Here is a 24,211-nt window from a genome sequence, read left to right as displayed (position 1 = left end):
TTTCTTTTATATTACCGCCTACCTTAACGATTCAGCCGCGACACTTATTGATGCAAATCAATTACACCTTTACCTACTACTTAAGTGGTATGTTTATGATTTGTCAGTATTTTTATAAGTGACGGAAAACGCTGGCTTTTCCTTATTGCTTTTTTTATGTACAAAATTAGCAACGGATACCCACGGCGGGTTGAGTAAAATTTCAGCAACAATTACGGGAGTCATCGATATGACAGCAGCGCCGCTTTGGTTAATTGAGAACGTTCGTCTGCCCGATCGCGAAGGGTTATGGCAGATAGCGATAGACAAGGGGCGCTTCGGGGATATCACCCCTATGGGGGAGGCGCGCAAAGAGAATTTTGAAGTGCTGAATGCGCGCGGCGGGCTGGCCATCCCCCCTTTTATTGAACCGCATATTCACCTCGATACGACCCAGACCGCCGGCGAGCCGAACTGGAATCAGTCCGGTACCCTGTTTGAAGGGATTGAGCGATGGGCGGAGCGTAAGGCGCTGTTGAGCCATGAAGACGTGAAAGCCCGCGCCTGGAAGACGTTGAAATGGCAAATTGCCAACGGTATTCAGTTTGTGCGCACCCACGTCGACGTTTCCGATCCGACGCTGACCGCGCTCAAAGCCATGCTGGAGGTGAAGCAGGAAGTCGCGCCGTGGGTAGATTTGCAGATTGTCGCCTTCCCACAAGAGGGGATTTTATCCTATCCCAATGGTGAGGCTCTGCTGGAAGAAGCCCTGCGGCTGGGCGCCGATGTGGTGGGCGCCATCCCGCATTTTGAATTCACTCGCGAATATGGCGTGGAGTCCCTGCACACCGCTTTTCGTCTGGCGAAAAAGTATCAGCGGCCTTTAGATATCCACTGTGATGAAATCGATGATGAACAGTCGCGATTCCTTGAGACCGTGGCGGCCCTGGCGTTAAAAGAGGGGATTGGGCCGAGAGTGACCGCCAGCCATACCACCGCGATGCACTCCTACAATGGCGCTTATACATCACGTCTTTTTCGTTTGCTGAAACTGTCCGGCATTAACTTCGTGGCTAACCCGCTGGTCAATATTCACCTTCAGGGACGGTTTGACGACTATCCGAAACGCCGCGGCATCACGCGCGTGAAGGAGCTGATGGCGGCGGGCATTAACGTCTGCTTTGGCCATGACGATGTCTTTGATCCCTGGTATCCGCTGGGAACCGGCAACATGCTGCAGGTGCTGCACATGGGGCTGCACGTTTGTCAGATGATGGGCTATCAGCAGATTAACGATGGACTCAAGCTGGTGACGGAAAATAGCGCGCGAACGTTTGGCCTGAGCGATTACGGTATTGCGACGGGGAACACGGCGAATCTGGTGATTCTCCCTGCGGAAAACGGGTTTGAGGCTGTGCGTTGTCAGGTTCCGGTTCGTTGGTCAATTCGCCAGGGGAGAGTTATCGCTACCACGCAGCTGGCGCAAACCTGGGTCCAGATGGATCGGGGCGGGGAGGAGCTGTTCTTTACCCGAAATAGCCCCTTTGCCGGAACAAAGGGGCCTGAGGCTTAGTGCGATTCCGCTGCCGCGTTGTTCTGGCGGTGGCGGGAGACGAAGCCGAGGATCAGACACATCACAAAGACCACGGCATAGAGGCCGTTAGCGGTATGCAGCGCTGCCAACGGTCCGCTGGCGGCAACGATAGGGCCGGTAACGACGAAAGTCAGCATGGTACCCACGGTGCCGCAGGTCAGGATGAAGTTCACCAGCTTAGGCGAAGACACTTTAGTTTGCAGTGACCCCAGGGTGATGATCGACGTATAGATGGCGCTGGAGAAGAAGCCGAGGGTGAGAATAAACCACGGCATATGCTCCGGCGAACCGTTAATAAACAGATACATCAGCACCGTCGCCACGCCCGCCAGCACGGTCAGGATACGCTGCAGGTCAAAGAAGCGCAGGATGAAGCTGAATGACCACATGCCGATCATGTACGACATCCAGAAATCGCTTACCAGCTTACCCGCATCGCCAAGGCTCATGCCCAGGCCTTTGGCGTATTCCGGTACCCAGGAGATGAACCCCAACTGGCCGAGGATGTAGCACAGGGCGGCGATGGAAAGAAACAGCACGCCGATACCCCATTTTTCTTTCACGACCAGCTGGCTATCCTGCAGGGCTTTTTTGCCCAGGACCGGGAATTCACAGCCGAAGGTCAGAATGAAAATAGCGACGTAGACCAGGCCGATGCAGGCATAAACCCAGTACCATTCGATGCTGCGCGCCAGCAGATAGGCGGCCAGCATCGGGAAGATCATCCCCGCCATGCTGAAGAAGGAGTCGGTGAACAGCAGCCGCGCGCCGCGCTGACGACCTTCGTACATATGGGTAATCAAGAAGGTACCAATCGACATGGTGATCCCGCTGACCAGCCCAAGCACGAACATCGAGGCGGAAAACAGCGCCAGGCTATGGCTGAACATCAAACCGGCGACGGCCAGAACCATCAGGATAAAGCCAAAGCGCAGTTGCGTTTTCAGCGGAACAATTTCCATCAGCCAGGCGTTCAGGAAGATAGAGATCAGGATACCGGCATTAAGAAAGGTAAAGGTGTTGCTCATGCTGGAGACGGGCAGATGAAAATAATCTGCGATGTTTCCCATCACCATCCCGGTGACAATCACCAACGCGCCGGTCAGGGCGTAGGAGAAGAAGCTGATCCATGTGAGCTTGATACGATTGCTGTTAGTCATGACAGGCCTGTGAATAGAAATGTAAAGCGCGTTGACTCTGCGCCGGGCGGACAGATTTTATGCGTTAGCGTGATTCAAGCAAACGTTTATTCTGAAATTTATAGTTTTTTGCAATTGTTAGTGTGACTTGTATCACATTTGATTATTTGGCGGAGCGCCTGACCCATCGTTACAAGTGTTTCAGCTAAGTAAAATTAGGTAAAAGGCTAGCCCAGGATGCAAAGGCTCTTTAGAATCAAAGCACTCGGTTTTTATTCTGCTCCGTTAAGGAATTTCCATGCTCAAATCAACTCTCGCGGCGGTGGCTGCCGTTTTCGCCATTTCAGCATTTTCCCCGGCCATGGCGGCAAAGGGGGATCCTCATGTGTTGCTGACCACGTCTGCGGGCAATATTGAGCTTGAGCTGAATAGCCAGAAAGCGCCCATCTCGGTTGATAACTTCCTCAAGTACGTGAACAGCGGTTTTTATAACAACACCACTTTTCACCGTGTGATCCCGGGCTTTATGGTGCAGGGCGGCGGCTTTAACGAACAGATGCAGCAGAAACAGCCTAATCCGCCGATTAAAAATGAAGCCGACAACGGTCTGCGCAATACGCGCGGCACCATCGCCATGGCGCGTACTGCCGATCAGGACAGCGCAACCAGCCAGTTCTTTATCAATATTGCGGATAACGCCTTCCTCGATCATGGCCAGCGTGATTTCGGCTATGCGGTGTTTGGTAAAGTAGTCAAAGGCATGGACGTCGCGGATAAAATTTCTCAGGTGCCGACTCACAACGTTGGGCCGTATCAAAATGTTCCGTCCAAACCTATCGTTATTCTTTCCGCAAAAGTACTGCCGTAATCTTAATTGCGTGGGTAACGCTCACCCGCGCATTCCCCGCTTCCCTGCGAAATCGCTTTTTGCCGCTTATACTTGTGGCTACTGCGGACATGTCAGGGAGGTGTTAAATGAAAAAGCTCACCGAAAAACAGAAATCCCGACTCTGGGAGGATCGACGCAACGTGAATTTTCAGGCCAGCCGGCGGCTGGAGGGCGTCGATATTCCGCTAATCAACCTTACTCCCGAAGAAGCCCTGGCGCGTATTGCGGCGTTAAGGAGCCACTATGAGCGATAAATTTGGTGAGGGCCGGGATCCTTATCTTTACTCCGGTCTGCAGGTCATGCGTAACCGTTTAGGTATCCGCCAGGCACAGCGCCTTGAGCAGGCGGCGTGGGAGCTGACCGCGCTACGCGCGGCAACCATCGAACTCGGGCCACTGGTGCGCGGCTTGCCTCATCTCTGCGCGATTCATCGCCAGCTCTATCAGGATATTTTCGACTGGGCGGGACAACTGCGTGAAGTGGATATCTATCAGGGCGACACCCGTTTCTGTCATTTCGCCTATATCGAAAAAGAGGGGAACACGCTCTTTCAGGCCCTGGAAGAGGAAGGCTATCTGGTGGGGCTTGCTCAGGATAAATTCATTGAACGTCTCGCTCATTACTACTGCGAAATTAACGTCCTGCATCCTTTCCGAATCGGCAACGGCCTGGCGCAACGCATTTTCTTTGAACAACTGGCTATTCATGCTGGCTATACGCTGGACTGGCGTGATATTGCCGTCGATGTATGGAACCAGGCCAACCAGAGTGGCGCAATGGGCGACCTTTCTCCACTGCAGACGATATTTCGTAAAGTGGTAAGCGAAGCTGCGGAAACTGAGTAGAATAGCGCGGTTCTTTGTTCCCGGAGCCGCTATGATCCTACTTATCGATAACTACGATTCTTTTACCTGGAATCTGTACCAGTATTTCTGCGAACTTGGGGCAGAAGTGCAGGTCAGGCGTAATGACGAGCTGACGTTAGCGGAAATTGTTGCGCTGGCGCCCGCGAAAATCGTTATTTCGCCGGGGCCCTGCACGCCGAATGAGTCCGGGATTTCGCTGGCGGTTATTCGCCACTTCTCCGGCAAGACGCCAATCTTAGGCGTTTGCCTGGGCCACCAGGCGATAGCCCAGGTTTTCGGCGCCGCGATCGTGCGGGCGGCCAAAGTCATGCACGGGAAAACGTCCCCCATTAGCCATCGTGGCCAGGGGGTATTTCGTGGCCTCAATAATCCGCTAACCGTGACCCGCTACCACTCCCTGCTGATTGACCCGCTAACGCTGCCTGAATGCTTTGAGGTGACCGCCCGCAGCGAGGAGGGGGAGATTATGGGCATTCGCCACCGCGAATTCGACCTTGAGGGCGTGCAATTTCATCCGGAGAGCATTCTCAGCGAACAGGGCCACCAGCTGCTGGCAAACTTCTTCAATCGGTGATTTGTAGTTGCCATGGGTTGATTTTTTATGCATATTTTGTGATTAGATTATCATAATCACTATCGCATAACGAAGAGGGATGGGCACGACATGGCAACTGAACAACCGGCGATCACCCGCGCGACATTCGATGAGGTTATTTTGCCAATTTATGCACCGGCGGAGTTTATTCCGGTGAAGGGCAAAGGAAGCCGGGTATGGGATCAGCAGGGGAAAGAGTACGTTGATTTCGCCGGGGGTATTGCCGTGACTGCGCTCGGACATTGCCATCCGGCGCTGGTGGCGGCACTCCATGAACAGGGTGAAAAGCTGTGGCATACCAGCAACGTTTTTACCAACGAACCGGCCCTGCGCCTGGGGCGTAAGCTGGTTGATGCGACGTTCGCCGATCGCGTCGTGTTTATGAACTCCGGAACCGAAGCCAACGAAACGGCTTTTAAGCTGGCGCGCCACTATACCGTCACTCGCCATAGTCCGTACAAAACCAAAATTATCGCCTTCCATAACGCATTCCACGGTCGATCGCTGTTTACCGTCTCCGTCGGCGGGCAGCCGAAATATTCCGATGGCTTTGGGCCTAAACCGGCCGATATCGTTCACGTGCCGTTTAACGATTTACACGCGGTGAAAGCCGTGATGGACGATCATACCTGCGCGGTGGTGGTCGAGCCGATTCAGGGAGAAGGCGGCGTGACCGCAGCGACGCCGGAATTTCTGCAAGGCTTGCGCGATCTGTGCGACCAGCATCAGGCTTTGCTGGTCTTTGATGAAGTTCAGTGCGGTATGGGGCGCACGGGCTCGCTGTTTGCTTATATGCACTATGGCGTAACGCCGGATATTCTGACCAGCGCTAAGGCGCTGGGCGGCGGTTTCCCTATCAGCGCGATGCTGACCACCCATGACATCGCCAGCGCGTTCCACGCCGGTTCTCATGGTTCGACCTACGGCGGTAACCCCCTGGCCTGCGCGGTGGGCGGAGCGGCGTTCGATCTGATTAACACACCGGAAGTGCTGGACGGCGTCACCGCGAAGCGCGAGCTGTTTGTTGAGCACCTTCAGCAAATTGACGCGCGGTTCGATCTGTTCAGCGATATCCGCGGCATGGGGCTGCTTATCGGCGCCGAGCTTAAGCCGCAGTATCACGGGAAGGCGCGCGATTTCCTATACGCCGCCGCAGAGGCTGGCGTCATGGTGCTCAATGCCGGACCGGACGTGATGCGCTTTGTACCGTCGCTGGTGATTGATGATAGCGATATTGCTGAAGGCATGACGCGCTTTGCCCAGGCTGTTGAGCGGGTGCTCAGCGCTTAGTGGCGCGCAGCCAGATGCCATGATGCGGACGCTGACGCCATGCCACCGATGAAATCGTGTGCATGGTGTTCAGATGCCCGAGGATGCGCTGCAGATGCTGCTCCATTGTACTGAGCGGGCCGCGAGGAACCTCAGCATCCTGCGCCTCCATGATATTCACATCTCCTGCGCTGCCCGGCCCATCGGAATCCAGCCGCTGCTGGCAGCGCTGGAGCGCAATCTCGCAGGACTCCAGATAACGTTGCGCCAGATCTGGCGTGAGCATATTGTGCTCGCGCGCCAGGGTGGTCATGGCGTTGATATGCTCGACAATAAACTGGCTGTGGGTAACCCACAGCTTCATATCTTCCAGATAGTGCGAGTTAAAACCGGGTTCCTGCATTGCCTGATTCAGCGAGTTAAACAGCGCGTTATGCGCCTGGTTGACGCGCATTCGCTGATAGGCCAGCGCCGGGGCCTGATGGTCGTCGCTGAGGATCAGCCTGATAGCATCCTGATCGGCTTCCAGCGCATCGTGGGCATTTTTGCGCAGCAGGCCGCTTTGCCATTGCGGCCATAGCCAGACCATACCCCCGAAGGCGATCAGGCAGCCAATCAGCGTATCAATCAGCCTGGCAACGATAAACTGTTCTCCGTTCAGGGTGAGTAGCTGCAGGGTATACACTGCCGTTACCGTAAATCCGACCATCGCCCAGCCGTAGTTCTTGCGGATAATCAGATAGCTTAACAGCGTGATAAAGAGCATCGCGGTCAGCGTATAGCCTTCAGGGACGTGAAAGTGCAGCGTCAGTCCGGCAATGACCAGCCCGGCAATGGTTCCTGCAGCCCGGTGGACGATGCGTACTCGGGTGGCGCCGTAGCCGTTTTGCGTCACGAACAGAACCGTCATCAGGATCCAGTAGGGTTTTGGCAGGTTCAGCGCGCTGCCCATCAGGCTGGCGACGCTCAGCATCACGCTGATACGCGCCGCATTTCGTAAGGCCGGCGACTTAAGCGACAGATAGTTTTTCAGGGCAGGCAGCAGCGGCAGGCGACGGGTTTTATCCGCCATCAGGTTACGCGCGTACAGCGGCCGCTGGGTGGGCAGAACCCGGGCAATACGGCTGAAATGCCAGGCGCAAAACTGCCCGACCGGGTTATCGGAATGCTGCCAGGCGATTTTTTCCAGCGCACCGATCTGTTTATCCATCTGAAAGCGCTGAGGATAACGGTGGTAAAGGAGATCGTCCGCCAGCACCCGCAGGCGGGCGGCAACGGTTTGCGCGTTCCAGCGAATCACCGCTTCCGCATGGCTGCGCTCCACCAGTTTTTGCACCTCTTCCGGCTGATGAAGGCTGACGGAAATATGCTCCTGCAGGTCCAGTCCAACCTGGAATGCGCGCAGCAGGCGTTTATGATCGCTGCGCTGATTGGCTGCCAGCATATGCATCTGCTGATAGCACTGGGTTATCAGATCTACCACCTTTTGCTGTCGATTAAGCAGCGGCGGCAACGATGTTGAGGGGTCCGTATGCTGGGTAAGCAGACTGTATTTGGCCTCGCAATAATTGGCCAGCTCGCGATACAGCAGACTTAAGGATTCGCGCAGCGGCTGTTCGCGCCATAGCCAGAACCAGATCCAGTTAAAAACGCCATACCATAACGTCCCGAGCGCGTAGATTAGCAGCGGCTCCCAAATCGGCATGTTGCCCGCGAGACTGAGCGTAAATATAGCCGCGATAAGCGAGGCGGGCAGCAGCCTTGCGTGCAGCGAGCTGATTTCGGCCGTGACGCCGAGGATGAGCGCCAGACCCGTGAGGATCAGCGGCAAAGGTATTTCTCGCTGCAGAAGGAGTTGAACGATCAGGCTACTGCCGGCAAACAGGCAGCCGCCGATAATCAGGCGTTTAAAGAAACGCTTATGCGGTGTATCCAGCCCGGCAACGTTGCAGCAGGCGGGAACAAGAGAAAACAGCAGACCCTGCTGTAGATGACCGAACAGAAGCCCTATCGCAACCGGCAGACACAACACCAGCGTTTGCCGCAGTGCATAGTTGACTTCCGGGTGGTAAATCAGCCTGCGCCACATGAGGGAAAAACAAAAACGGCGTATTGTCAGGCAATACGCCGTTTTACCGACTTAACGGGTACCGTAGACGACGATAGTTTTACCGTGTGCCGAGATCAGGTTTTGATCTTCCAGCATTTTCAGGATGCGGCCAACGGTTTCGCGAGAGCATCCGACAATCTGACCGATTTCCTGGCGGGTAATTTTAATTTGCATACCGTCCGGGTGGGTCATCGCATCCGGCTGTTTTGCCAGGTTCAGCAGCGTCTGGGCGATACGACCAGTCACGTCGAGGAAAGCGAGGTTGCCCACTTTTTCCGACGTAACCTGCAGACGGCGCGCCATCTGCGAAGAGAGACGCATCAGGATATCCGGGTTAACCTGGATCAGCTGACGGAATTTTTTGTAGGAGATTTCGGCCACTTCACATGCGGTTTTCGCACGTACCCAGGCGCTACGCTCCTGACCTTCTTCAAACAGGCCTAATTCACCGATGAAATCGCCCTGGTTGAGGTAAGAGAGGATCATCTCTTTACCTTCTTCATCCTTGATGAGTACAGCCACGGAGCCCTTAACGATGTAGTACAACGTTTCTGCTTTTTCACCCTGGTGGATCAGCGTGCTCTTTGATGGGTACTTATGAATGTGGCAATGAGACAAGAACCATTCAAGGGTAGGGTCTGTTTGCGGTTTGCCAAGCACCATGCGCGGTTATCCTCTGTTATAAGCTATCTCCGGGTGCCGACACTACACGGCATCCGGGCATGCAATCGTATTGAATCCCTATACCTGGGAATCCGGCTGAAAGTGTTCTGCAGCCTGTAATGTGAACTCCTCTGCATACATGCAGTACATCAATGTATTACTGTAGCATCCAGACTGTTTTAGCATAGCTTTCGCCGCATGTCTCCTGGTGTCTCGCTTCAGCATGACCCAGGTCGCCTTCCGTTGCGAGAATTGTTATCTACGCGTAATCTGTCAGGAAAATTACAGCCCTGGAGTTAAATTTATGCAAGCGCGAGTGAAGTGGGTTGAAGGGTTAACCTTCATCGGTGAGTCGGCTTCTGGCCACCAGATTCTGATGGACGGTAATTCCGGGGATAAAGCGCCCAGCCCGATGGAAATGGTGCTGATGGCGGCAGGCGGGTGCAGCGCGATTGACGTGGTTTCCATTTTGCAGAAGGGGCGTCATAACGTCACCAACTGCGAAGTTAAGCTGACCTCGGAGCGTCGCGAAGAGGCGCCGCGTCTGTTTACCCATATCAATCTGCACTTTATCGTGACCGGTAAGGAGTTGAAAGACGCGGCCGTTTCCCGCGCCGTTGACCTGTCGGCGGAAAAATACTGCTCGGTGGCGCTGATGCTTGAGAAGGCGGTAAACATTACTCACTCTTATGAAGTGATCGAAGGATAAACGGAACCGACCCCGGTAGGTTATGTTGCCGCCGGGGCGATCGCAGCTAGCTTATTTTCTTGCCTTCCATCAGCCGTTCAACCAGCGGCGCCATAATCAGCTCCATCGCCAGCCCCATTTTTCCGCCCGGTACCACCAGCGTGTTCATATGTGAGATAAACGAACCCTGAAGCATCGCCAGAAGCCACGGAAAATCGATATTTTTCAGGTTGCGGAAATGAATCACCACGAAGCTTTCATCCAGGGAAGGGATGGCTTTGGCCGCAAAGGGATTGGACGTATCCACCGTGGGGACGCGCTGGAAGTTGAGATGGGTGCGCGAAAACTGCGGGGTGATAAAGTTGATGTAGTCCTCCATCGAGCGGACCACCGAGTCCATCACCGCCTCCCGAGAGTGGCCGCGTTCGCTGGTGTCGCGGATAAGCTTCTGGATCCACTCAAGATTGACGATGGGCACCACGCCGACCAGAAGGTCGACATGGTTTGCGACGTTGTGCTGCGGCGTCACGACGCCGCCGTGCAGGCCTTCGTAAAAGAGGACGTCAGTCGGCTCGGGCAGCGGCTGCCAGGGCGTGAAGGTCCCCGGAACCTGGTTCCACGGCACGGCTTCGTCATAGGTATGTAAATACTTGCGCGACTGGCCTTTGCCGCTTAGCCCATACTCAGAAAACGTCTGTTCCAGCAGGCCAAAGTCGTTGGCCTCTGGGCCGAAGTAGCTGATATGTTTGCCCTGATCCCGCGCTTTGCGGATCGCCATGTCCATTTCCGGGCGGGTGTAGCGGTGAAAGCTATCCCCTTCGACTTCAGCGGCATGCAGATTCAGCTGGGCGAAGATTTTGCGGAAAGCGAGGCTGGTGGTTGTGGTACCCGCGCCGCTGGAGCCCGTGACGGCAATCACCGGATGTTTGGCAGACATAACAACTCCCTGGATAAACGATAGTGTGTGCCGCCTTAGCCGTGAAACTGCTTGCGGGGCATGATGTTGACCGTCTCGTGCAGCTCTGACCATACCAGCACGGCCTCTCCGCTTTTTAGCTGCTGTTTTACATCAGAGACTTTATCAACCAGCGAACGTTCATGTTCACCATAATCGGTGCCTTCGCGCAAGACAAAACTTTCGATCAGGCTATCCAGCGTTTCGGGAGCGAGCTCTTGCCAGGGTATGATCATAATTTTCCTCCTAACCAGCGGGTTAGCCAATCCGGAATGCGTCTTTCAAGCCACATCTCTGGCTTACGCAAGGTACCGCCGACGAACCCAACGTGCCCGCCGTGCTCCGTCAGCTGATACTCGACATTCGCCGGCAATTGTTCCTGCGGCGGTATCGAGTGATGGTCCATAAAAGGGTCGTCTTTTGCGTGAATAATCAGCGTGGGCTTCGTGATATCGCTTAAGCGCGGCATGGCGCTGCACTGGCGATAATAGTCCAGCGCATCGGCAAAACCGTGGATCCTCGCGGTGATGCTGTCGTCAAATTCGCGGATACGGCGCATGCTTTTTAGCTGACGTAAATCGACGGGCAGAGAGCCAGGATAGGCTTTTAGCTTACGTGCGGCGTTGGCTTTTAGCAGATTAAGCAAATAGCGCTGATAAACGCGTGAGAAACCTTTATCCATATGATAGCTACAGGCTTCCAGCATAAACGGAGCCGAGACGATCACCGCGGCATCGACCGGAATATCGTCGCCTTCTTTTGCCAGCAGGCAGCCCAGCATATTGCCCCCGAGCGAATAACCTACCGCTGCGGTCGGGGCCGAACCGTATTCGCGCTGGAGCCAGCGCAGAAACCAGGAGCCGTCTTCCGTTTCGCCCGAATGGTAGATGCGGTTATTTCGGTTGGGTTCGCCGCTACAGCCGCGAAAATGCATCACCACGCCCAGCCAGCCGCGCTGCATTGCCGCATGGATAAGTCCGTGTGCGTAAGGGCTGTGCAGGCTGCCCTCCAGACCATGAAATACCACCAGTCTGGGTTTATGGCGTGCCTGAGAAGGATCTTCACTCCAGGCCAGATCGACAAAGTCGCCATCCGGCAGTTCAAGACGCTGCCAGTGGGGAGTGAAACGGAGTTTGCGACGGATTAGCCGCGGCAACATGGTTTGCAAATGACGATTGCCTACGCCGCGCATCGGATGAAACTGCTGCGAGTCGTTTTCCGGGGGCGTCATTTCTGTAGGAGTGATATCAACCATAGCACCAGAGCAATTAATAATCTTTATCCATACTATACCGCGCATGAAGTACGCAGGTTAGCCAATATGTGGTCTTGCGGCTAATCGGTAGGCAGGTTACGTGTAAAAAGCCGCGGAGAGAGAGGTAAACAGGCGGGTTTCCCCGCCTCGCTGTAGCGCATGTTGCCGCTAGCCTTCCTGCAGCATCTGCTCCAGCTGTTCCTGCGCATCCAGCCAGGCCATTTCACACTCTTCGAGGCCGGACTTTGCGCTGGCCTGCTGCTGTAAACATTCGGTAAGCTCTGCTTTACGGCTTTGATCGTACAGGCCGCTGTCGCCGAGCTTCTCTTCCGCCTGCGCCAGCTGGGCGTTGAGCTTCTCCATCTCTTTTTCCAGACGGATAATCTCTTTACGCAGCGGCTGGGTTTGCGTACGCAGCTCGGCTTCGCGGCGTTTCTGATCTTTACGCGCCTGGGCGCTGTTGCCGTTTTCTTTCGGTTCTTCCGATGCCTGGCTTTCCTGCTTTTGCGAGTCGCTCAACCACTGCTGGTAATCTTCGAGATCGCCGTCGAAAGGTTCGACTTTGCTATCGTGCACCAGATAAAGATCGTCGGTAGTGGAACGAATCAGATGGCGGTCGTGGGAGACCACCACCAGGGCGCCTTCAAAATCAATTAACGCTTCAGTTAGCGCCTGGCGCATGTCGAGATCGAGGTGGTTGGTCGGTTCATCAAGCAGCAGCAGGTTAGGGCGTTGCCAGACGATCAGCGCCAGCACCAGGCGCGCCTTCTCGCCGCCGGAGAAACGCTTTGTCTCTTCGTTGACTTTGTCGCTCTGGAACCCGAAACCGCCCAGATAGTCGCGCAGTTTCTGCTCCAGCTCCTGCGGCGCCAGGCGGGCAAGATGCTGGAGCGGGGATTCGTCCGCGCGCAGGAATTCAAGCTGGTGCTGAGCAAAGTAGCCAAGCTTGATGCCTTTCGCCAGGCCAATTTCACCGCGCAGCGGCTGTAGCTCGCCGGCCAGCAGCTTAATCAGCGTGGATTTACCCGCTCCGTTACGCCCCAGCAGACCGATGCGCGACCCTGGAACCAGATTCAGCTTGATCGAATCGAGAATGACGCGCTCGCCATAGCCGGCGCTGACTTTTTCCATCTTCAGCAGTGGATTGGGCAGGCTTTCCGGCGCACGGAAGCTAAAGTGGAACGGATTATCAACGTGGGCAGGGGCGATGAGCTCCATACGCTCGAGCATTTTGATACGGCTTTGCGCTTGCTTGGCTTTGGTCGCTTTCGCGCGGAAACGATCGATATAGCTCTGCAGATGGGCCACGCGCTGCTGCTGGCTCTCATACATCGCTTGTTGTTGAGAAAGGCGGGTTGCGCGCTGCACTTCGAAAGAGCTGTAGTTGCCGGTATATTCGAACATCGTTTGCTGTTCGATATGAATAATTTTGTCGACGATTGGGTCAAGGAAGTCGCGATCGTGGGAGATCAGGATCAGCGTGCCGCTGTAGCTTTTGAGCCACTTCTCCAGCCAGATTACCGCGTCGAGGTCGAGGTGGTTAGTCGGTTCATCAAGCAGTAGCAGATCGGAACGGCAAATAAGCGCCTGGGCGAGGTTAAGACGCATGCGCCAGCCGCCGGAAAAGTCGCTCACCGGCCTCTCAAGCTGTTCATTGCTGAAACCGAGGCCGTGCAGCAGGCTGGCCGCGCGGGATCTTATGGTCCAGGCATCGATGGCATCCAGCTTACCGTGGACCGTCGCAATGGCATGTCCGTCATTTCGTTCGTTGGCCGCGTGCAAATCCGCCTCCAGCTTGCGGAATTCGCGATCGCCGTCAATAACATAGTCTATAGCCGGCTGAGGAAGGGCTGGCGTTTCCTGGTTAACCCAGGCCAGCTGCCAGCTACCGGGAAAAGTCATCGAGCCGCCGTCGGCGCTAATCTCGTTTTTCAAAAGCGAAAGCAGCGTGGATTTACCGCAGCCGTTTTTACCCACCAGGCCGACTTTTTGCCCTGGGTTGATGGTGGCGCTGGCGTTGTCCAGCAGGACGCGTACGCCGCGACGAATTTGTAACGAGGAGAAAACAATCATAAGGCGCCGTATGTTCTGACTATGTTAATTTGTCATTATGATAATGTAGTGTGGAGCGAATCGCTCAACCGGGCCGCAATGGTAGCCCAAAATGAAGACGATACACAAAGTCATTCTGGTTGCGTCGGGACGCAGCCGCTGCACAGGCCGCCAGAAGACGTTCGGGAGGGGAATGATGTCTCAGACAGCGAAGGTTTTGCTGCTGTATGCCCACCCAGAATCTCAGGATTCCGTGGCCAACCGGGTTTTGCTTGAACCGGCCTTACAGTTGTCGAATGTTACCGTGCACGATCTTTACGCGCACTATCCGGATTTTTTTATCGATATCGCCCATGAGCAGGATCTCCTGCGCCAGCATGAGGTGATTGTTTTTCAGCATCCGCTTTATACCTGGAGCTGTCCGGCGCTGATGAAAGAGTGGCTGGATAGGGTGCTCAGCCGTGGTTTTGCCAGCGGGGCGGGAGGGAACCAGCTGGCGGGAAAGTACTGGCGTAGCGTGATTACCACCGGGGAGCCGGAGAGCGCCTATCGACGCGATGCCCATCGCTATCCAATAAATGACATTCTTCGCCCTTTCGAACTGACCGCCGGCATGTGCCGCATGCACTGGATAAGCCCGATTATCGTCTACTGGGCGCGGCGGCAATCGCCTGACGATCTGAAAAGCCGCGCTCGTGCCTACCGCGACTGGCTGGCTAATCCTGTAACGGCTGGAGGTACAAATGGCGGGAGCTGATTTACTGCTGGCCGGGGTGTTATTTCTGTTTGCCGCGGTGGTGGCGGTACCGCTGGCGGCGAGGCTGGGTATTGGCGCCGTGCTGGGGTATCTGCTGGCCGGTATCGCCATTGGCCCCTGGGGGTTAGGGTTTATCAGCGATGTTGATGAAATCCTTCACTTCTCAGAATTAGGCGTCGTCTTTCTGATGTTTATTATTGGGCTGGAGCTGAATCCGTCCAAGCTCTGGCGGCTAAGAAGCTCAATTTTCGGCGTAGGCGCCGCGCAGGTCGCTTTCAGCGCGCTCATTCTTGGCGGCTTGCTCATGCTTAGCGACTTCTCATGGCGCGCAGCGGTGGTGGGCGGACTTGGGCTGGCGATGTCTTCAACCGCGATGGCGCTGCAGCTGATGCGTGAGAAAGGCATGAGCCGCAGCGAGTCCGGGCAACTGGGATTCTCCGTACTGCTGTTTCAGGATCTGGCCGTTATCCCGGCCCTGGCGGTGGTGCCCCTGTTTGCCGGTTCAGGTGACGACCACTTTAATTGGCTCACCATCGGGATGAAGGTCCTGGCCTTTGGCGGAATGCTGGTTGGCGGCCGTTTTCTGCTGAGGCCGGTGTTTCGTTTTATCGCCGGATCCGGCGTGCGGGAGGTCTTCACCGCAGCGACGCTGCTGCTGGTTCTTGCATCGGCTTTATTTATGGATGCGCTCGGTTTGTCGATGGCGCTGGGGACCTTTATCGCCGGCGTTCTGCTGGCCGAGAGTGAGTATCGCCACGAACTGGAAATCGCTATTGAGCCCTTTAAAGGGCTCCTGCTCGGGCTGTTTTTTATTTCCGTTGGCATGGCGCTGAACCTTGGCGTGCTCTATACCCACCTGCTATGGGTAGCGGCCAGCGTCGCAATACTGGTGTCGGTAAAAGGCGTCGTGCTGTATCTCCTTGCGCGGGTGTACGGCCTGCGTAGCGCAGAACGGGTGCAGTTTGCCGGAGTGCTGAGCCAGGGGGGAGAATTCGCTTTTGTGCTGTTCTCATTACCTGCCTCGATGCGCCTTTTTCAGAACGATCAAATGGCTCTACTGCTGGTGACGGTGACATTGTCGATGATGACCACGCCGCTGTTGATGAAGCTAATCGACAAAATACTCTCTCGCCGATTCAATCAATCCGAAGAGGAGGGCGAGGCTCCGTGGGTCGAAGATGATAAACCGCAGGTCATTATCGTTGGTTTTGGGCGCTTTGGTCAGGTGATTGGCCGCCTGCTGATGGCTAACAAAATGCGTATTACGGTGCTGGAGCGCGATATCAGCGCGGTCAATCTGATGCGCCAATATGGCTATAAGGTCTACTTTGGCGATGCGACGCAGCTGGAGCTCCTGCGCTCGGCAGGAGCCGAAGAGGCGCAGTCGATCGTCATTACCTGCAATGAGCCGGAAGATACCATGAAGCTGGTCGAGATGTGTCAACAACACTTTCCACATCTTCATATTCTGGCGCGAGCGCGAGGACGCGTCGAGGCGCATGAACTGCTGCAGGCGGGAGTGGCGCAGTTTTCTCGTGAAACCTTCTCCAGCGCGCTCGAGCTAGGGCGTAAAGCGCTTATCTCGCTAGGCATGCATCCTCATCAGGCGCAGCGCGCGCAGCTGCATTTTCGGCGTCTTGATATGCGAATGTTGCGTGAGTTAATGCCGGTTCATAGTGATACTCTGCAGATATCCCGCGTGCGCGAAGCCAGGCGCGAGCTGGAGGAAATTTTTCAGCGTGAGATGCAAAAAGAGAGCAGACAGTTAGACGGCTGGGATGAATTTGAATAAAGGTAAATGATATGGCTGTGCGTAAACGTTTTATTGCCGGGGCGAAATGCCCGGCGTGCCAGGCTCAGGATTCGCTGGCGATGTGGCGTGAGAATAATGTCGATATAGTTGAGTGCGTTAAGTGTGGACACCAGATGCGAGAGGCGGATAAAGAGGTCCGCGAGCATGTTCGCAAAGAAGAGCAAGTGATAGGCATTTTTCATCCGGACTAGCGTTATCGGGCGGCTTTTTTTAAGCTAAAGGGTACACGGCTGCAGAATTCCGCTACAATCTGCGCCACTATTCTTCCCATGCTCAGGAGATATCATGAAAGTAGCAAAAGACCTGGTGGTCAGCCTGGCCTATCAGGTACGTACAGAAGACGGTGTGTTGGTTGATGAGTCTCCGGTAAGCGCGCCGCTGGACTACCTGCATGGTCACGGTTCCCTGATTTCCGGCCTGGAAAGCGCGCTGGATGGTCACGAAGTGGGCGACAAATTTGACGTAGAAGTCGGCGCTAATGACGCGTACGGCCAGTACGACGAAAACCTGGTACAGCGCGTTCCTAAAGACGTGTTTATGGGCGTTGACGAGCTGCAGGTTGGCATGCGCTTCCTCGCGGAAACCGATCAGGGCCCGGTACCGGTAGAAATCACCGAAGTGGGTGACGAACACGTTGTTGTTGACGGTAACCACATGCTGGCTGGCCAGAATCTGAAGTTCAACGTTGAAGTTGTCGCGCTTCGCGAAGCAACGGCGGAAGAGCTGGAACACGGTCATGTACATGGCGCTCACGGCCACGATCACGGTCACGACCACGATCATGACGGTTGCTGCGGTGGCCACGGTCACGGCCATGACCATGAACATGGCAAAGGCGGCTGCGGCGGTAACGGCGGCTGCGGTTGCCACTAATTCCATCGCGCTAGCGTTCTGGAATAGAAAAAAGCGGGGAGACCCGCTTTTTTTACGTCTTAATAGTGCGGTGGAGGCGTTTCTTCTGCCTGTGAAGCCATATGCGAGGGCTGAGTAGCTTTCAGCTTTTCCACCATCAGGTTCATATGTTCGCGCATCCTGGCCATTTCTATCTCGTGGGCGGTGACGGTCTTGTTGAGGTCTTCAATGGTGATTTCCTGAAACGCCAGTCTGCTCTCCAGCTCCGCAAGGCGAGTCTCTAAAGTGCTATCGTGCATGAGTAACCTCTTCTGTCTGATCCTGCGGGCGGATTCTACTGAAGTTTCAGCATTCACGCAGCATCGTTACGCCTGACAGGAAACTAATTCATACAAAAATAGTCTGAAATGAGGCGATATTCAGGTACGTCTGTATGTTGATTTGTTCTGCAACGTTCTATAGTACGTTTTTTGTTTTTTATGATAACCCTGGGGTGAGATGCCCCGGCCCTGGAGAAATGGATGAAATCACTGTTTAAAGTAACGCTGCTGGCGACCACAATGGCCGTCGCCCTGAATGCACCGCTGACCTTTGCTGCTGAAACTGTGACCAAAGCAGCCACCGAAGCGAAAGCGGCACCTGCAACGGACAGCAAATCGGCATTCAAAAATGACGATCAGAAATCTGCATATGCGCTGGGTGCATCGCTGGGACGTTACATGGAAAACTCCCTGAAAGAACAAGAAAAACTGGGCATCAAATTAGATAAAGCTCAGCTGATTGCCGGCGTTCAGGACGCTTTTGCCGATAAGAGCAAGCTGTCCGATCAGGAGATCGAACAGACTCTGCAGGCGTTTGAAACTCGCGTAAAAACCGCTGCCCAGCAGAAAATGGAAAAAGATGCTGCTGAGAATGAGGCAAAAGGTAAAGCTTATCGCGATGCCTATGCGAAAAAGCAGGGTGTGAAAAAAGCGAATTCCGGTCTGCTGTACAAAGTAGAGAAAGCGGGTACGGGCGAAGCGCCGAAAGACAGCGATACCGTTGTTGTTAACTACAAAGGTACGCTGATCGATGGTAAAGAGTTTGATAACTCTTACACCCGTGGCGAACCGCTGTCCTTCCGTCTGGACGGCGTAATCCCTGGCTGGACTGAAGGCCTGAAGAACATCAAGAAAGGCGGTAAAATTCAGCTGGTCATTCCACCGGATCTGGCTTACGGCAAAACCGGCGTACCGGGTATCCCGGCTAACTCCACTCTGGTATTTGATGTAGAGCTGTTGGACATCAAACCGGCTCCGAAAGCGGACGCCAAGCCTGAAGCTGCGGCCGAAGCGCCAGCCGCTGACGCGAAGAAGTAATCTGGCTCAAGCCGCCGCCTCCAGGGGCGGCGGCTTTTTTATTGAGGGCAGATATAATTAAAACTGGAAAGAACCTCAGGCGCTGTATTACTTTAGATAGATTAATAATGATGATGAGCCTGCCCTGACGATAACGACAGGCTCCTGAAAAGGAGTGCTTTTTTCCATGTCCAGGTCGCTTTTAACCAACGAGACCAGCGAGCTTGATTTGCTGGATCAACGTCCTTTTGACCAGACCGACTTCGATATCCTTAAATCCTATGAAGCGGTAGTGGACGGGTTAGCGATGCTCATCGGTTCCCACTGTGAAATCGTACTGCACTCATTGCAGGACTTAAAATGTTCCGCTATTCGTATCGCCAACGGTGAACATACCGGCCGTCAGATCGGCTCGCCAATTACCGACCTTGCGTTGCGCATGTTGCACGATATGACTGGGGCCGATAGCAGCGTTTCCAAATGCTATTTTACTCGCGCCAAAAGCGGCGTACTGATGAAATCAGTGACCATCGCTATCCGCAACCGTGACCATCGGGTTATTGGCCTGCTGTGCATCAACATGAACCTTGACGTGCCGTTCTCGCAAATAATGAGCACCTTTATTCCGCCAGAAACGACAGAAGTCAATTCACAGGTCAACTTTGCTTCATCGGTTGACGACCTGGTTGCACAGACGCTTGAGTTCACTATTGAAGAGGTGAATGCCGACCGCAACGTTTCTAACAACGCCAAAAATCGTCAGATCGTTCTGAACCTCTATGAGAAAGGGATCTTTGATATCAAAGACGCCATTAATCAGGTAGCGGATCGGCTGAACATCTCTAAGCACACGGTATATCTCTATATTCGTCAGTTCAAAAGCGGAGATTTCCAGGGGCTGGATAAATAATGCGTTTTGCCATTACGGTGACGGGGCCGGCTTATGGTACGCAGCAGGCCAGCAGCGCACTGCAGTTTGCCCGAGCCGTGTTGCAGGAAGGCCACGAATTGCTCAGTATCTTTTTCTATCGTGAAGGCGTCTACAATGCGAATCAGCTAACTGCCCCCGCCAGCGATGAGTTTGATCTGGTCCGGGCCTGGCAGGCATTACATGATGAACACGGCGTCTCCTTACATATCTGTGTAGCCGCAGCTTTACGCCGTGGCATAACCGATGCACAGGAGGCGCAGCAGCTGAGTTTGCCAGCGCATAATTTGCAGCCGGGCTTTACGCTGAGTGGATTAGGTGCGTTGGCGGAAGCTGCCTTAACCTGCGACCGGATGGTGCAGTTTTGATGAAACGCATAGCCTTTATTTTTTCGTCCGCACCCCATGGCTCAGCATCGGGCAGGGAAGGGCTGGATGCCCTGCTGGCGACATCCGCACTGACGGAAGAGATTGGCGTCTTCTTCGTCGGGGATGGCGTATTTCAGCTCCTTCCGGAGCAGCGGCCAGCCGCAGTGCTGGCGCGCGATTATATCTCTACCTTTAAACTCCTGTCGCTATACGATATTGAACAGTGCTGGATTTGCGCGGTTTCAGCGCGCGAGCGCGGCCTGACTTCCGCCACGCCGTGGGTCGTGGACGGTGAATGGCTGGAGCCAGAGGCTCTGCGCGCCCGGCTGGACGATTTTAACGTGATACTGCGTTTCTGAGGTCTGAGGTCTGAGGTCTGAGGTCTGAGGTCTGAATGCTCCACACATTAAGCACATCCCCCTGGCACGCCGACATTGCGGCTATGCTCCGTTTGATAAAAAAAGGTGACGAGCTGCTGCTGCTGTCGGACGGCGTTACCGCCGCTGTCGCGCAAGGCCGCTTCCTTGAAATCCTGCAATCTGCCCCCATATCCCTCTACGCTCTGCAAGACGATATCGAAGCCCGCGGGCTGGCTGGTCAAATTGCGGACAGTGTCGTCAGGGTTAGCTATACTGATTTCGTCAGACTTTCAGTCAAACATGCCGGTCAGTTGTCCTGGTAATGGCGGGATTGTTGTATATTTCTTGACACCTTTTCGGCACCGCCCTAAAATTCTGCGTCCTCATATTATATGAGGCGATTTATTACGTGTTTACGAAGCAAAAGCTAAAACCAGGAGCTATTTAATGGCAACAATTAACCAGCTGGTACGCAAACCACGCGCGCGCAAAGTTGCAAAGAGCAACGTGCCGGCGCTGGAAGCCTGCCCGCAGAAACGTGGCGTATGTACTCGTGTATATACCACCACTCCTAAGAAACCGAACTCCGCACTGCGTAAAGTTTGCCGTGTGCGTCTGACTAACGGTTTCGAAGTCACCTCCTACATCGGTGGTGAAGGTCACAACCTGCAGGAGCACTCCGTGATCCTGATCCGTGGCGGTCGTGTTAAAGACCTTCCGGGTGTTCGTTACCACACCGTTCGTGGTGCGCTTGACTGCTCCGGCGTTAAAGACCGTAAGCAAGCTCGCTCCAAGTATGGCGTGAAGCGTCCTAAGGCTTAATGGTTCTCCGTTAAGTAAGGCCAAACGTTTTATATTAATGTCAAACTAAACTCTTAGAGTTTTGGACAATCCTGAATTAACAACGGAGTATTTCCATGCCACGTCGTCGCGTCATTGGTCAGCGTAAAATCCTGCCGGATCCTAAGTTCGGATCAGAACTGCTGGCTAAATTTGTAAATATCCTGATGGTAGATGGTAAAAAATCTACTGCAGAAGCAATCGTATACAGCGCGCTGGAGACCCTGGCTCAGCGCTCTGGTAAAAATGAACTGGAAGCATTCGAAGTCGCTCTCGACAACGTTCGCCCGACTGTCGAAGTTAAGTCCCGCCGTGTTGGTGGTTCTACTTATCAGGTTCCAGTTGAAGTCCGTCCGGTTCGTCGTAATGCTCTGGCAATGCGTTGGATCGTTGAAGCTGCTCGTAAACGTGGTGATAAATCCATGGCTCTGCGTCTGGCGAACGAACTTTCTGATGCTGCAGACAACAAAGGTACTGCAGTTAAGAAACGTGAAGACGTTCACCGTATGGCAGAAGCCAACAAGGCGTTCGCACACTACCGTTGGTAATCCCTTCGGAGTCTTAGTCACCAGGCGGGCGCTTCAGGTAAGTCGCCCGTTTTGGATAACTTAACTGAACGCCTAAAGAAATAAACGAGGAATCAAATGGCTCGTACAACACCCATCGCACGCTACCGTAACATCGGTATCAGTGCGCACATCGACGCCGGTAAAACTACTACTACCGAACGTATTCTGTTCTACACCGGTGTAAACCACAAAATCGGTGAAGTTCATGACGGCGCTGCCACCATGGACTGGATGGAGCAGGAGCAAGAGCGTGGTATTACTATCACCTCCGCAGCGACTACTGCATTCTGGTCAGGTATGGCTAAGCAGTATGAACCGCATCGCGTAAACATCATCGACACCCCGGGGCACGTTGACTTCACTATCGAAGTAGAACGTTCCATGCGTGTGCTTGATGGTGCAGTAATGGTTTACTGCGCAGTTGGTGGTGTTCAGCCTCAGTCTGAAACCGTATGGCGTCAGGCAAACAAATATAAAGTTCCGCGCATTGCGTTCGTTAACAAAATGGACCGTATGGGTGCGAACTTCCTGAAAGTTGTTGGTCAGATCAAAACCCGTCTGGGCGCGAACCCTGTTCCGCTGCAGCTGGCGATTGGCGCTGAAGAAGCGTTCACCGGTGTTGTTGACCTGGTGAAAATGAAAGCCATCAACTGGAACGAAGAAGATGCAGGCGTAACCTTCACTTACGAAGATATTCCGGCAGACATGCAGGAACTGGCCGAAGAATGGCACCAGAACCTGATCGAGTCCGCTGCTGAAGCTTCTGAAGAGCTGATGGAAAAATACCTGGGTGGCGAAGAACTGACTGAAGAAGAGATTAAAACTGCTCTGCGTCAGCGCGTTCTGAACAACGAAATCATCCTTGTAACCTGTGGTTCTGCGTTCAAGAACAAAGGCGTACAGGCGATGCTGGATGCGGTAGTTGACTACCTGCCATCCCCGGTCGACGTTCCTGCGATCAACGGTATCCTGGACGATGGTAAAGATACTCCTGCTGAGCGTCACGCTAGCGATGATGAGCCGTTTGCTGCTCTGGCATTCAAAATCGCTACCGACCCGTTCGTGGGTAACCTGACCTTCTTCCGCGTGTACTCTGGTGTGGTTAACTCTGGTGATACCATCCTGAACTCCGTGAAAGCTGCTCGTGAGCGTTTCGGTCGTATCGTACAGATGCACGCTAACAAACGTGAAGAGATCAAAGAAGTTCGCGCGGGCGATATCGCTGCTGCTATCGGTCTGAAAGACGTTACTACGGGTGATACTCTGTGTGATCCTAACGCGCCGATCATTCTGGAGCGTATGGAATTCCCTGAGCCGGTAATCTCTATCGCCGTTGAACCGAAAACCAAAGCTGACCAGGAAAAAATGGGTCTGGCTCTGGGCCGTCTGGCTAAAGAAGACCCGTCTTTCCGCGTATGGACTGATGAAGAATCTAACCAGACTATCATCGCCGGTATGGGTGAGCTGCACCTCGACATCATCGTTGACCGTATGAAACGTGAATTCAACGTTGAAGCGAACGTCGGTAAACCTCAGGTTGCTTACCGTGAAGCGATTCGCGCGAAAGTTACCGATATCGAAGGTAAACACGCTAAACAGTCTGGTGGTCGCGGTCAGTATGGTCACGTCGTTATCGACATGTACCCGCTGGAGCCGGGCTCTAACCCGAAAGGTTACGAGTTCATCAACGACATTAAAGGTGGTGTAATTCCTGGTGAATACATCCCGGCCGTTGATAAAGGCATCCAGGAGCAGCTGAAAGCTGGCCCTCTGGCTGGTTATCCGGTAGTTGATCTGGGCGTGCGTCTGCACTTCGGTTCTTACCACGACGTTGACTCCTCTGAACTGGCGTTTAAACTGGCCGCTTCTATTGCCTTCAAAGATGGCTTTAAGAAAGCGAAACCAGTTCTGCTTGAGCCGATCATGAAGGTTGAAGTAGAAACTCCGGAAGAGAACACTGGTGACGTTATCGGTGACCTTAGCCGTCGTCGCGGTATGCTGCGCGGTCAGGAATCCAACGTGACTGGCGTTGTGATCCACGCTGAAGTTCCGCTGTCTGAAATGTTCGGATATGCAACTCAGCTGCGTTCTCTGACCAAAGGTCGTGCTTCTTACTCCATGGAGTTCCTGAAGTATGATGATGCGCCGAACAACGTTGCTCAGGCCGTAATCGAAGCCCGTGGTAAATAAGCCGCAGGGTTAAAACCAAAGTCCCGTGCTCTCTCCTGAAGGGGAGAGCACTATAGTAAGGAATATAGCCGTGTCTAAAGAAAAATTTGAACGTACAAAACCGCACGTCAACGTCGGTACTATCGGCCACGTTGACCATGGTA

The 24,211-nt window shown here is 54.1% G+C and carries 28 protein-coding genes; 20 read left to right on the top strand and 8 right to left on the bottom strand.

Going from position 1 to position 24,211, the window contains the following annotated elements; all coding sequences use genetic code 11:
• The first annotated feature begins 229 nt into the window (after positions 1-229).
• A complete protein-coding gene (locus HMPREF3178_RS26050; RefSeq protein WP_017145324.1) occupies positions 230-1,552 on the top strand; it encodes a cytosine deaminase in 1,323 nt (440 codons plus the stop codon).
• On the opposite strand, the gene tsgA is transcribed toward HMPREF3178_RS26050, so the two are convergent.
• A complete protein-coding gene (tsgA, locus tag HMPREF3178_RS26045; protein WP_016810003.1) occupies positions 1,549-2,733 on the bottom strand; it encodes an MFS transporter TsgA in 1,185 nt (394 codons plus the stop codon). The two genes, HMPREF3178_RS26050 and tsgA, sit on opposite strands and share 4 nt — an antisense overlap.
• 277 nt (positions 2,734-3,010) lie before the next feature.
• On the opposite strand from tsgA, the gene ppiA reads away from it, so the two are divergent.
• From ppiA to argD, 5 genes are all read left to right on the top strand, one after another.
• Positions 3,011-3,580 (top strand): peptidylprolyl isomerase A, encoded by a 570-nt coding sequence (gene ppiA, locus HMPREF3178_RS26040; RefSeq protein WP_004854889.1) that lies wholly within the window; start codon positions 3,011-3,013, stop codon positions 3,578-3,580.
• Between the two features lie 107 nt (positions 3,581-3,687).
• The gene (locus tag HMPREF3178_RS26035; protein WP_004106412.1) at positions 3,688-3,855 is read left to right on the top strand and encodes a YhfG family protein; all 168 of its coding nucleotides are present in this window, start codon (positions 3,688-3,690) and stop codon (positions 3,853-3,855) included.
• The gene (locus HMPREF3178_RS26030; protein ID WP_004106410.1) at positions 3,845-4,447 is read left to right on the top strand and encodes a putative adenosine monophosphate-protein transferase Fic; all 603 of its coding nucleotides are present in this window, start codon (positions 3,845-3,847) and stop codon (positions 4,445-4,447) included. The genes HMPREF3178_RS26035 and HMPREF3178_RS26030 overlap by 11 nt, the downstream gene beginning before the upstream one ends.
• Positions 4,448-4,478: 31 nt before the next feature.
• Entirely contained in the window at positions 4,479-5,042 is a 564-nt protein-coding gene (gene pabA / locus HMPREF3178_RS26025; protein WP_004106408.1) for an aminodeoxychorismate synthase component 2, read from the top strand.
• Positions 5,043-5,132: 90 nt separating this feature from the next.
• Positions 5,133-6,353: a bifunctional acetylornithine/succinyldiaminopimelate transaminase gene (argD, locus tag HMPREF3178_RS26020; protein WP_004106406.1), complete on the top strand. Its 1,221-nt coding sequence runs from the start codon at positions 5,133-5,135 to the stop codon at positions 6,351-6,353.
• On the opposite strand, the gene HMPREF3178_RS26015 is transcribed toward argD, so the two are convergent.
• Together HMPREF3178_RS26015 and crp are read right to left on the bottom strand one after the other, a co-directional pair.
• On the bottom strand, positions 6,343-8,421 hold the full coding sequence (locus HMPREF3178_RS26015; protein ID WP_017145325.1) for a YccS/YhfK family putative transporter: 2,079 nt from the start codon (positions 8,419-8,421) through the stop codon (positions 6,343-6,345). The genes argD and HMPREF3178_RS26015 overlap by 11 nt on opposite strands.
• A 51-nt stretch (positions 8,422-8,472) precedes the next feature.
• On the bottom strand, positions 8,473-9,105 hold the full coding sequence (crp, locus tag HMPREF3178_RS26010) for a cAMP-activated global transcriptional regulator CRP (RefSeq protein WP_000242758.1): 633 nt from the start codon (positions 9,103-9,105) through the stop codon (positions 8,473-8,475).
• Between the two features lie 304 nt (positions 9,106-9,409).
• On the opposite strand from crp, the gene HMPREF3178_RS26005 reads away from it, so the two are divergent.
• Positions 9,410-9,814, top strand: coding sequence for an OsmC family protein (locus HMPREF3178_RS26005; protein ID WP_004106401.1), 405 nt, complete (start codon positions 9,410-9,412; stop codon positions 9,812-9,814).
• Between the two features lie 46 nt (positions 9,815-9,860).
• Here HMPREF3178_RS26005 and HMPREF3178_RS26000 read toward each other — a convergent pair whose 3' ends face one another.
• The 4 genes from HMPREF3178_RS26000 to HMPREF3178_RS25985 form a co-directional block, all read right to left on the bottom strand.
• The gene (locus HMPREF3178_RS26000; RefSeq protein ID WP_004106399.1) at positions 9,861-10,730 is read right to left on the bottom strand and encodes a phosphoribulokinase; all 870 of its coding nucleotides are present in this window, start codon (positions 10,728-10,730) and stop codon (positions 9,861-9,863) included.
• Between the two features lie 35 nt (positions 10,731-10,765).
• Complete coding sequence (locus HMPREF3178_RS25995) at positions 10,766-10,984, bottom strand: YheU family protein (protein WP_004106398.1); 219 nt, start codon at positions 10,982-10,984, stop codon at positions 10,766-10,768.
• Positions 10,981-11,979, bottom strand: a complete 999-nt coding sequence (locus tag HMPREF3178_RS25990) for a hydrolase (RefSeq protein WP_160886763.1) — start codon at positions 11,977-11,979, stop codon at positions 10,981-10,983. Before HMPREF3178_RS25990 ends, HMPREF3178_RS25995 begins: the two co-directional genes overlap by 4 nt.
• Before the next feature lie 192 nt (positions 11,980-12,171).
• Entirely contained in the window at positions 12,172-14,076 is a 1,905-nt protein-coding gene (locus HMPREF3178_RS25985) for an ABC transporter ATP-binding protein (protein ID WP_004106394.1), read from the bottom strand.
• A gap of 172 nt (positions 14,077-14,248) precedes the next feature.
• Here HMPREF3178_RS25985 and kefG point away from each other — a divergent pair, with 172 nt between their 5' ends.
• The 4 genes from kefG (at position 14,249) to slyD (ending at position 17,498) form a co-directional block, all read left to right on the top strand.
• Positions 14,249-14,812: a glutathione-regulated potassium-efflux system ancillary protein KefG gene (gene kefG / locus HMPREF3178_RS25980; RefSeq protein ID WP_024274771.1), complete on the top strand. Its 564-nt coding sequence runs from the start codon at positions 14,249-14,251 to the stop codon at positions 14,810-14,812.
• Positions 14,799-16,604 (top strand): glutathione-regulated potassium-efflux system protein KefB, encoded by a 1,806-nt coding sequence (kefB, locus tag HMPREF3178_RS25975; RefSeq protein WP_004106390.1) that lies wholly within the window; start codon positions 14,799-14,801, stop codon positions 16,602-16,604. The genes kefG and kefB overlap by 14 nt, the downstream gene beginning before the upstream one ends.
• 11 nt (positions 16,605-16,615) lie before the next feature.
• The gene (locus tag HMPREF3178_RS25970; protein WP_004106389.1) at positions 16,616-16,816 is read left to right on the top strand and encodes a YheV family putative zinc ribbon protein; all 201 of its coding nucleotides are present in this window, start codon (positions 16,616-16,618) and stop codon (positions 16,814-16,816) included.
• 94 nt (positions 16,817-16,910) lie between these two features.
• Complete coding sequence (slyD, locus tag HMPREF3178_RS25965; protein ID WP_004106387.1) at positions 16,911-17,498, top strand: peptidylprolyl isomerase; 588 nt, start codon at positions 16,911-16,913, stop codon at positions 17,496-17,498.
• 59 nt (positions 17,499-17,557) lie between these two features.
• Here the strand turns inward: slyD and HMPREF3178_RS25960 are convergent, their stop codons facing one another.
• Positions 17,558-17,776, bottom strand: coding sequence for a protein SlyX (locus tag HMPREF3178_RS25960; RefSeq protein WP_017145326.1), 219 nt, complete (start codon positions 17,774-17,776; stop codon positions 17,558-17,560).
• Positions 17,777-17,998: 222 nt separating this feature from the next.
• On the opposite strand from HMPREF3178_RS25960, the gene fkpA reads away from it, so the two are divergent.
• The 9 genes from fkpA to HMPREF3178_RS31960 form a co-directional block, all read left to right on the top strand.
• Positions 17,999-18,835, top strand: coding sequence for an FKBP-type peptidyl-prolyl cis-trans isomerase (gene fkpA, locus HMPREF3178_RS25955; RefSeq protein ID WP_004106382.1), 837 nt, complete (start codon positions 17,999-18,001; stop codon positions 18,833-18,835).
• A gap of 166 nt (positions 18,836-19,001) precedes the next feature.
• Positions 19,002-19,724 carry a helix-turn-helix transcriptional regulator gene (locus HMPREF3178_RS25950; RefSeq protein WP_004106380.1) on the top strand — a complete coding sequence of 241 codons (723 nt, stop codon included), beginning with the start codon at positions 19,002-19,004 and terminating at the stop codon, positions 19,722-19,724.
• Positions 19,724-20,110: a sulfurtransferase complex subunit TusD gene (tusD, locus tag HMPREF3178_RS25945; RefSeq protein ID WP_004106378.1), complete on the top strand. Its 387-nt coding sequence runs from the start codon at positions 19,724-19,726 to the stop codon at positions 20,108-20,110. Before HMPREF3178_RS25950 ends, tusD begins: the two co-directional genes overlap by 1 nt.
• Complete coding sequence (tusC, locus tag HMPREF3178_RS25940; protein ID WP_017145327.1) at positions 20,110-20,469, top strand: sulfurtransferase complex subunit TusC; 360 nt, start codon at positions 20,110-20,112, stop codon at positions 20,467-20,469. Before tusD ends, tusC begins: the two co-directional genes overlap by 1 nt.
• Positions 20,470-20,504: 35 nt before the next feature.
• On the top strand, positions 20,505-20,792 hold the full coding sequence (gene tusB, locus HMPREF3178_RS25935; RefSeq protein WP_017145328.1) for a sulfurtransferase complex subunit TusB: 288 nt from the start codon (positions 20,505-20,507) through the stop codon (positions 20,790-20,792).
• Positions 20,793-20,916: 124 nt separating this feature from the next.
• Complete coding sequence (gene rpsL / locus HMPREF3178_RS25930; RefSeq protein WP_002920115.1) at positions 20,917-21,291, top strand: 30S ribosomal protein S12; 375 nt, start codon at positions 20,917-20,919, stop codon at positions 21,289-21,291.
• A 95-nt stretch (positions 21,292-21,386) separates the two neighbouring features.
• Complete coding sequence (rpsG, locus tag HMPREF3178_RS25925) at positions 21,387-21,857, top strand: 30S ribosomal protein S7 (protein WP_004106370.1); 471 nt, start codon at positions 21,387-21,389, stop codon at positions 21,855-21,857.
• 96 nt (positions 21,858-21,953) lie between these two features.
• Positions 21,954-24,068 (top strand): elongation factor G, encoded by a 2,115-nt coding sequence (gene fusA / locus HMPREF3178_RS25920; RefSeq protein ID WP_004115957.1) that lies wholly within the window; start codon positions 21,954-21,956, stop codon positions 24,066-24,068.
• 70 nt (positions 24,069-24,138) lie between these two features.
• Positions 24,139-24,211: hypothetical protein (locus HMPREF3178_RS31960; protein WP_001560014.1), on the top strand; the 73-nt coding region annotated here is incomplete at its 3' end.

Source organism: Klebsiella sp. HMSC09D12 (genome assembly GCF_001808475.1).
Taxonomy (GTDB): domain Bacteria; phylum Pseudomonadota; class Gammaproteobacteria; order Enterobacterales; family Enterobacteriaceae; genus Klebsiella; species Klebsiella oxytoca.
This window is presented reverse-complemented; position numbering and strand designations above follow the sequence as displayed.

What these genes read in the sequence shown, in the direction of transcription:
- HMPREF3178_RS26050 (WP_017145324.1), top strand. Translation starts at nt 230, where the DNA reads ATGACAGCAGCGCCGCTTTGGTTAATTGAGAACGTTCGTCTGCCCGAT.
- tsgA (WP_016810003.1), bottom strand. Translation starts at nt 2,733, where the DNA reads ATGACTAACAGCAATCGTATCAAGCTCACATGGATCAGCTTCTTCTCC.
- ppiA (WP_004854889.1), top strand. Translation starts at nt 3,011, where the DNA reads ATGCTCAAATCAACTCTCGCGGCGGTGGCTGCCGTTTTCGCCATTTCA.
- HMPREF3178_RS26035 (WP_004106412.1), top strand. Translation starts at nt 3,688, where the DNA reads ATGAAAAAGCTCACCGAAAAACAGAAATCCCGACTCTGGGAGGATCGA.
- HMPREF3178_RS26030 (WP_004106410.1), top strand. Translation starts at nt 3,845, where the DNA reads ATGAGCGATAAATTTGGTGAGGGCCGGGATCCTTATCTTTACTCCGGT.
- pabA (WP_004106408.1), top strand. Translation starts at nt 4,479, where the DNA reads ATGATCCTACTTATCGATAACTACGATTCTTTTACCTGGAATCTGTAC.
- argD (WP_004106406.1), top strand. Translation starts at nt 5,133, where the DNA reads ATGGCAACTGAACAACCGGCGATCACCCGCGCGACATTCGATGAGGTT.
- HMPREF3178_RS26015 (WP_017145325.1), bottom strand. Translation starts at nt 8,421, where the DNA reads ATGTGGCGCAGGCTGATTTACCACCCGGAAGTCAACTATGCACTGCGG.
- crp (WP_000242758.1), bottom strand. Translation starts at nt 9,105, where the DNA reads ATGGTGCTTGGCAAACCGCAAACAGACCCTACCCTTGAATGGTTCTTG.
- HMPREF3178_RS26005 (WP_004106401.1), top strand. Translation starts at nt 9,410, where the DNA reads ATGCAAGCGCGAGTGAAGTGGGTTGAAGGGTTAACCTTCATCGGTGAG.
- HMPREF3178_RS26000 (WP_004106399.1), bottom strand. Translation starts at nt 10,730, where the DNA reads ATGTCTGCCAAACATCCGGTGATTGCCGTCACGGGCTCCAGCGGCGCG.
- HMPREF3178_RS25995 (WP_004106398.1), bottom strand. Translation starts at nt 10,984, where the DNA reads ATGATCATACCCTGGCAAGAGCTCGCTCCCGAAACGCTGGATAGCCTG.
- HMPREF3178_RS25990 (WP_160886763.1), bottom strand. Translation starts at nt 11,979, where the DNA reads ATGACGCCCCCGGAAAACGACTCGCAGCAGTTTCATCCGATGCGCGGC.
- HMPREF3178_RS25985 (WP_004106394.1), bottom strand. Translation starts at nt 14,076, where the DNA reads ATGATTGTTTTCTCCTCGTTACAAATTCGTCGCGGCGTACGCGTCCTG.
- kefG (WP_024274771.1), top strand. Translation starts at nt 14,249, where the DNA reads ATGATGTCTCAGACAGCGAAGGTTTTGCTGCTGTATGCCCACCCAGAA.
- kefB (WP_004106390.1), top strand. Translation starts at nt 14,799, where the DNA reads ATGGCGGGAGCTGATTTACTGCTGGCCGGGGTGTTATTTCTGTTTGCC.
- HMPREF3178_RS25970 (WP_004106389.1), top strand. Translation starts at nt 16,616, where the DNA reads ATGGCTGTGCGTAAACGTTTTATTGCCGGGGCGAAATGCCCGGCGTGC.
- slyD (WP_004106387.1), top strand. Translation starts at nt 16,911, where the DNA reads ATGAAAGTAGCAAAAGACCTGGTGGTCAGCCTGGCCTATCAGGTACGT.
- HMPREF3178_RS25960 (WP_017145326.1), bottom strand. Translation starts at nt 17,776, where the DNA reads ATGCACGATAGCACTTTAGAGACTCGCCTTGCGGAGCTGGAGAGCAGA.
- fkpA (WP_004106382.1), top strand. Translation starts at nt 17,999, where the DNA reads ATGAAATCACTGTTTAAAGTAACGCTGCTGGCGACCACAATGGCCGTC.
- HMPREF3178_RS25950 (WP_004106380.1), top strand. Translation starts at nt 19,002, where the DNA reads ATGTCCAGGTCGCTTTTAACCAACGAGACCAGCGAGCTTGATTTGCTG.
- tusD (WP_004106378.1), top strand. Translation starts at nt 19,724, where the DNA reads ATGCGTTTTGCCATTACGGTGACGGGGCCGGCTTATGGTACGCAGCAG.
- tusC (WP_017145327.1), top strand. Translation starts at nt 20,110, where the DNA reads ATGAAACGCATAGCCTTTATTTTTTCGTCCGCACCCCATGGCTCAGCA.
- tusB (WP_017145328.1), top strand. Translation starts at nt 20,505, where the DNA reads ATGCTCCACACATTAAGCACATCCCCCTGGCACGCCGACATTGCGGCT.
- rpsL (WP_002920115.1), top strand. Translation starts at nt 20,917, where the DNA reads ATGGCAACAATTAACCAGCTGGTACGCAAACCACGCGCGCGCAAAGTT.
- rpsG (WP_004106370.1), top strand. Translation starts at nt 21,387, where the DNA reads ATGCCACGTCGTCGCGTCATTGGTCAGCGTAAAATCCTGCCGGATCCT.
- fusA (WP_004115957.1), top strand. Translation starts at nt 21,954, where the DNA reads ATGGCTCGTACAACACCCATCGCACGCTACCGTAACATCGGTATCAGT.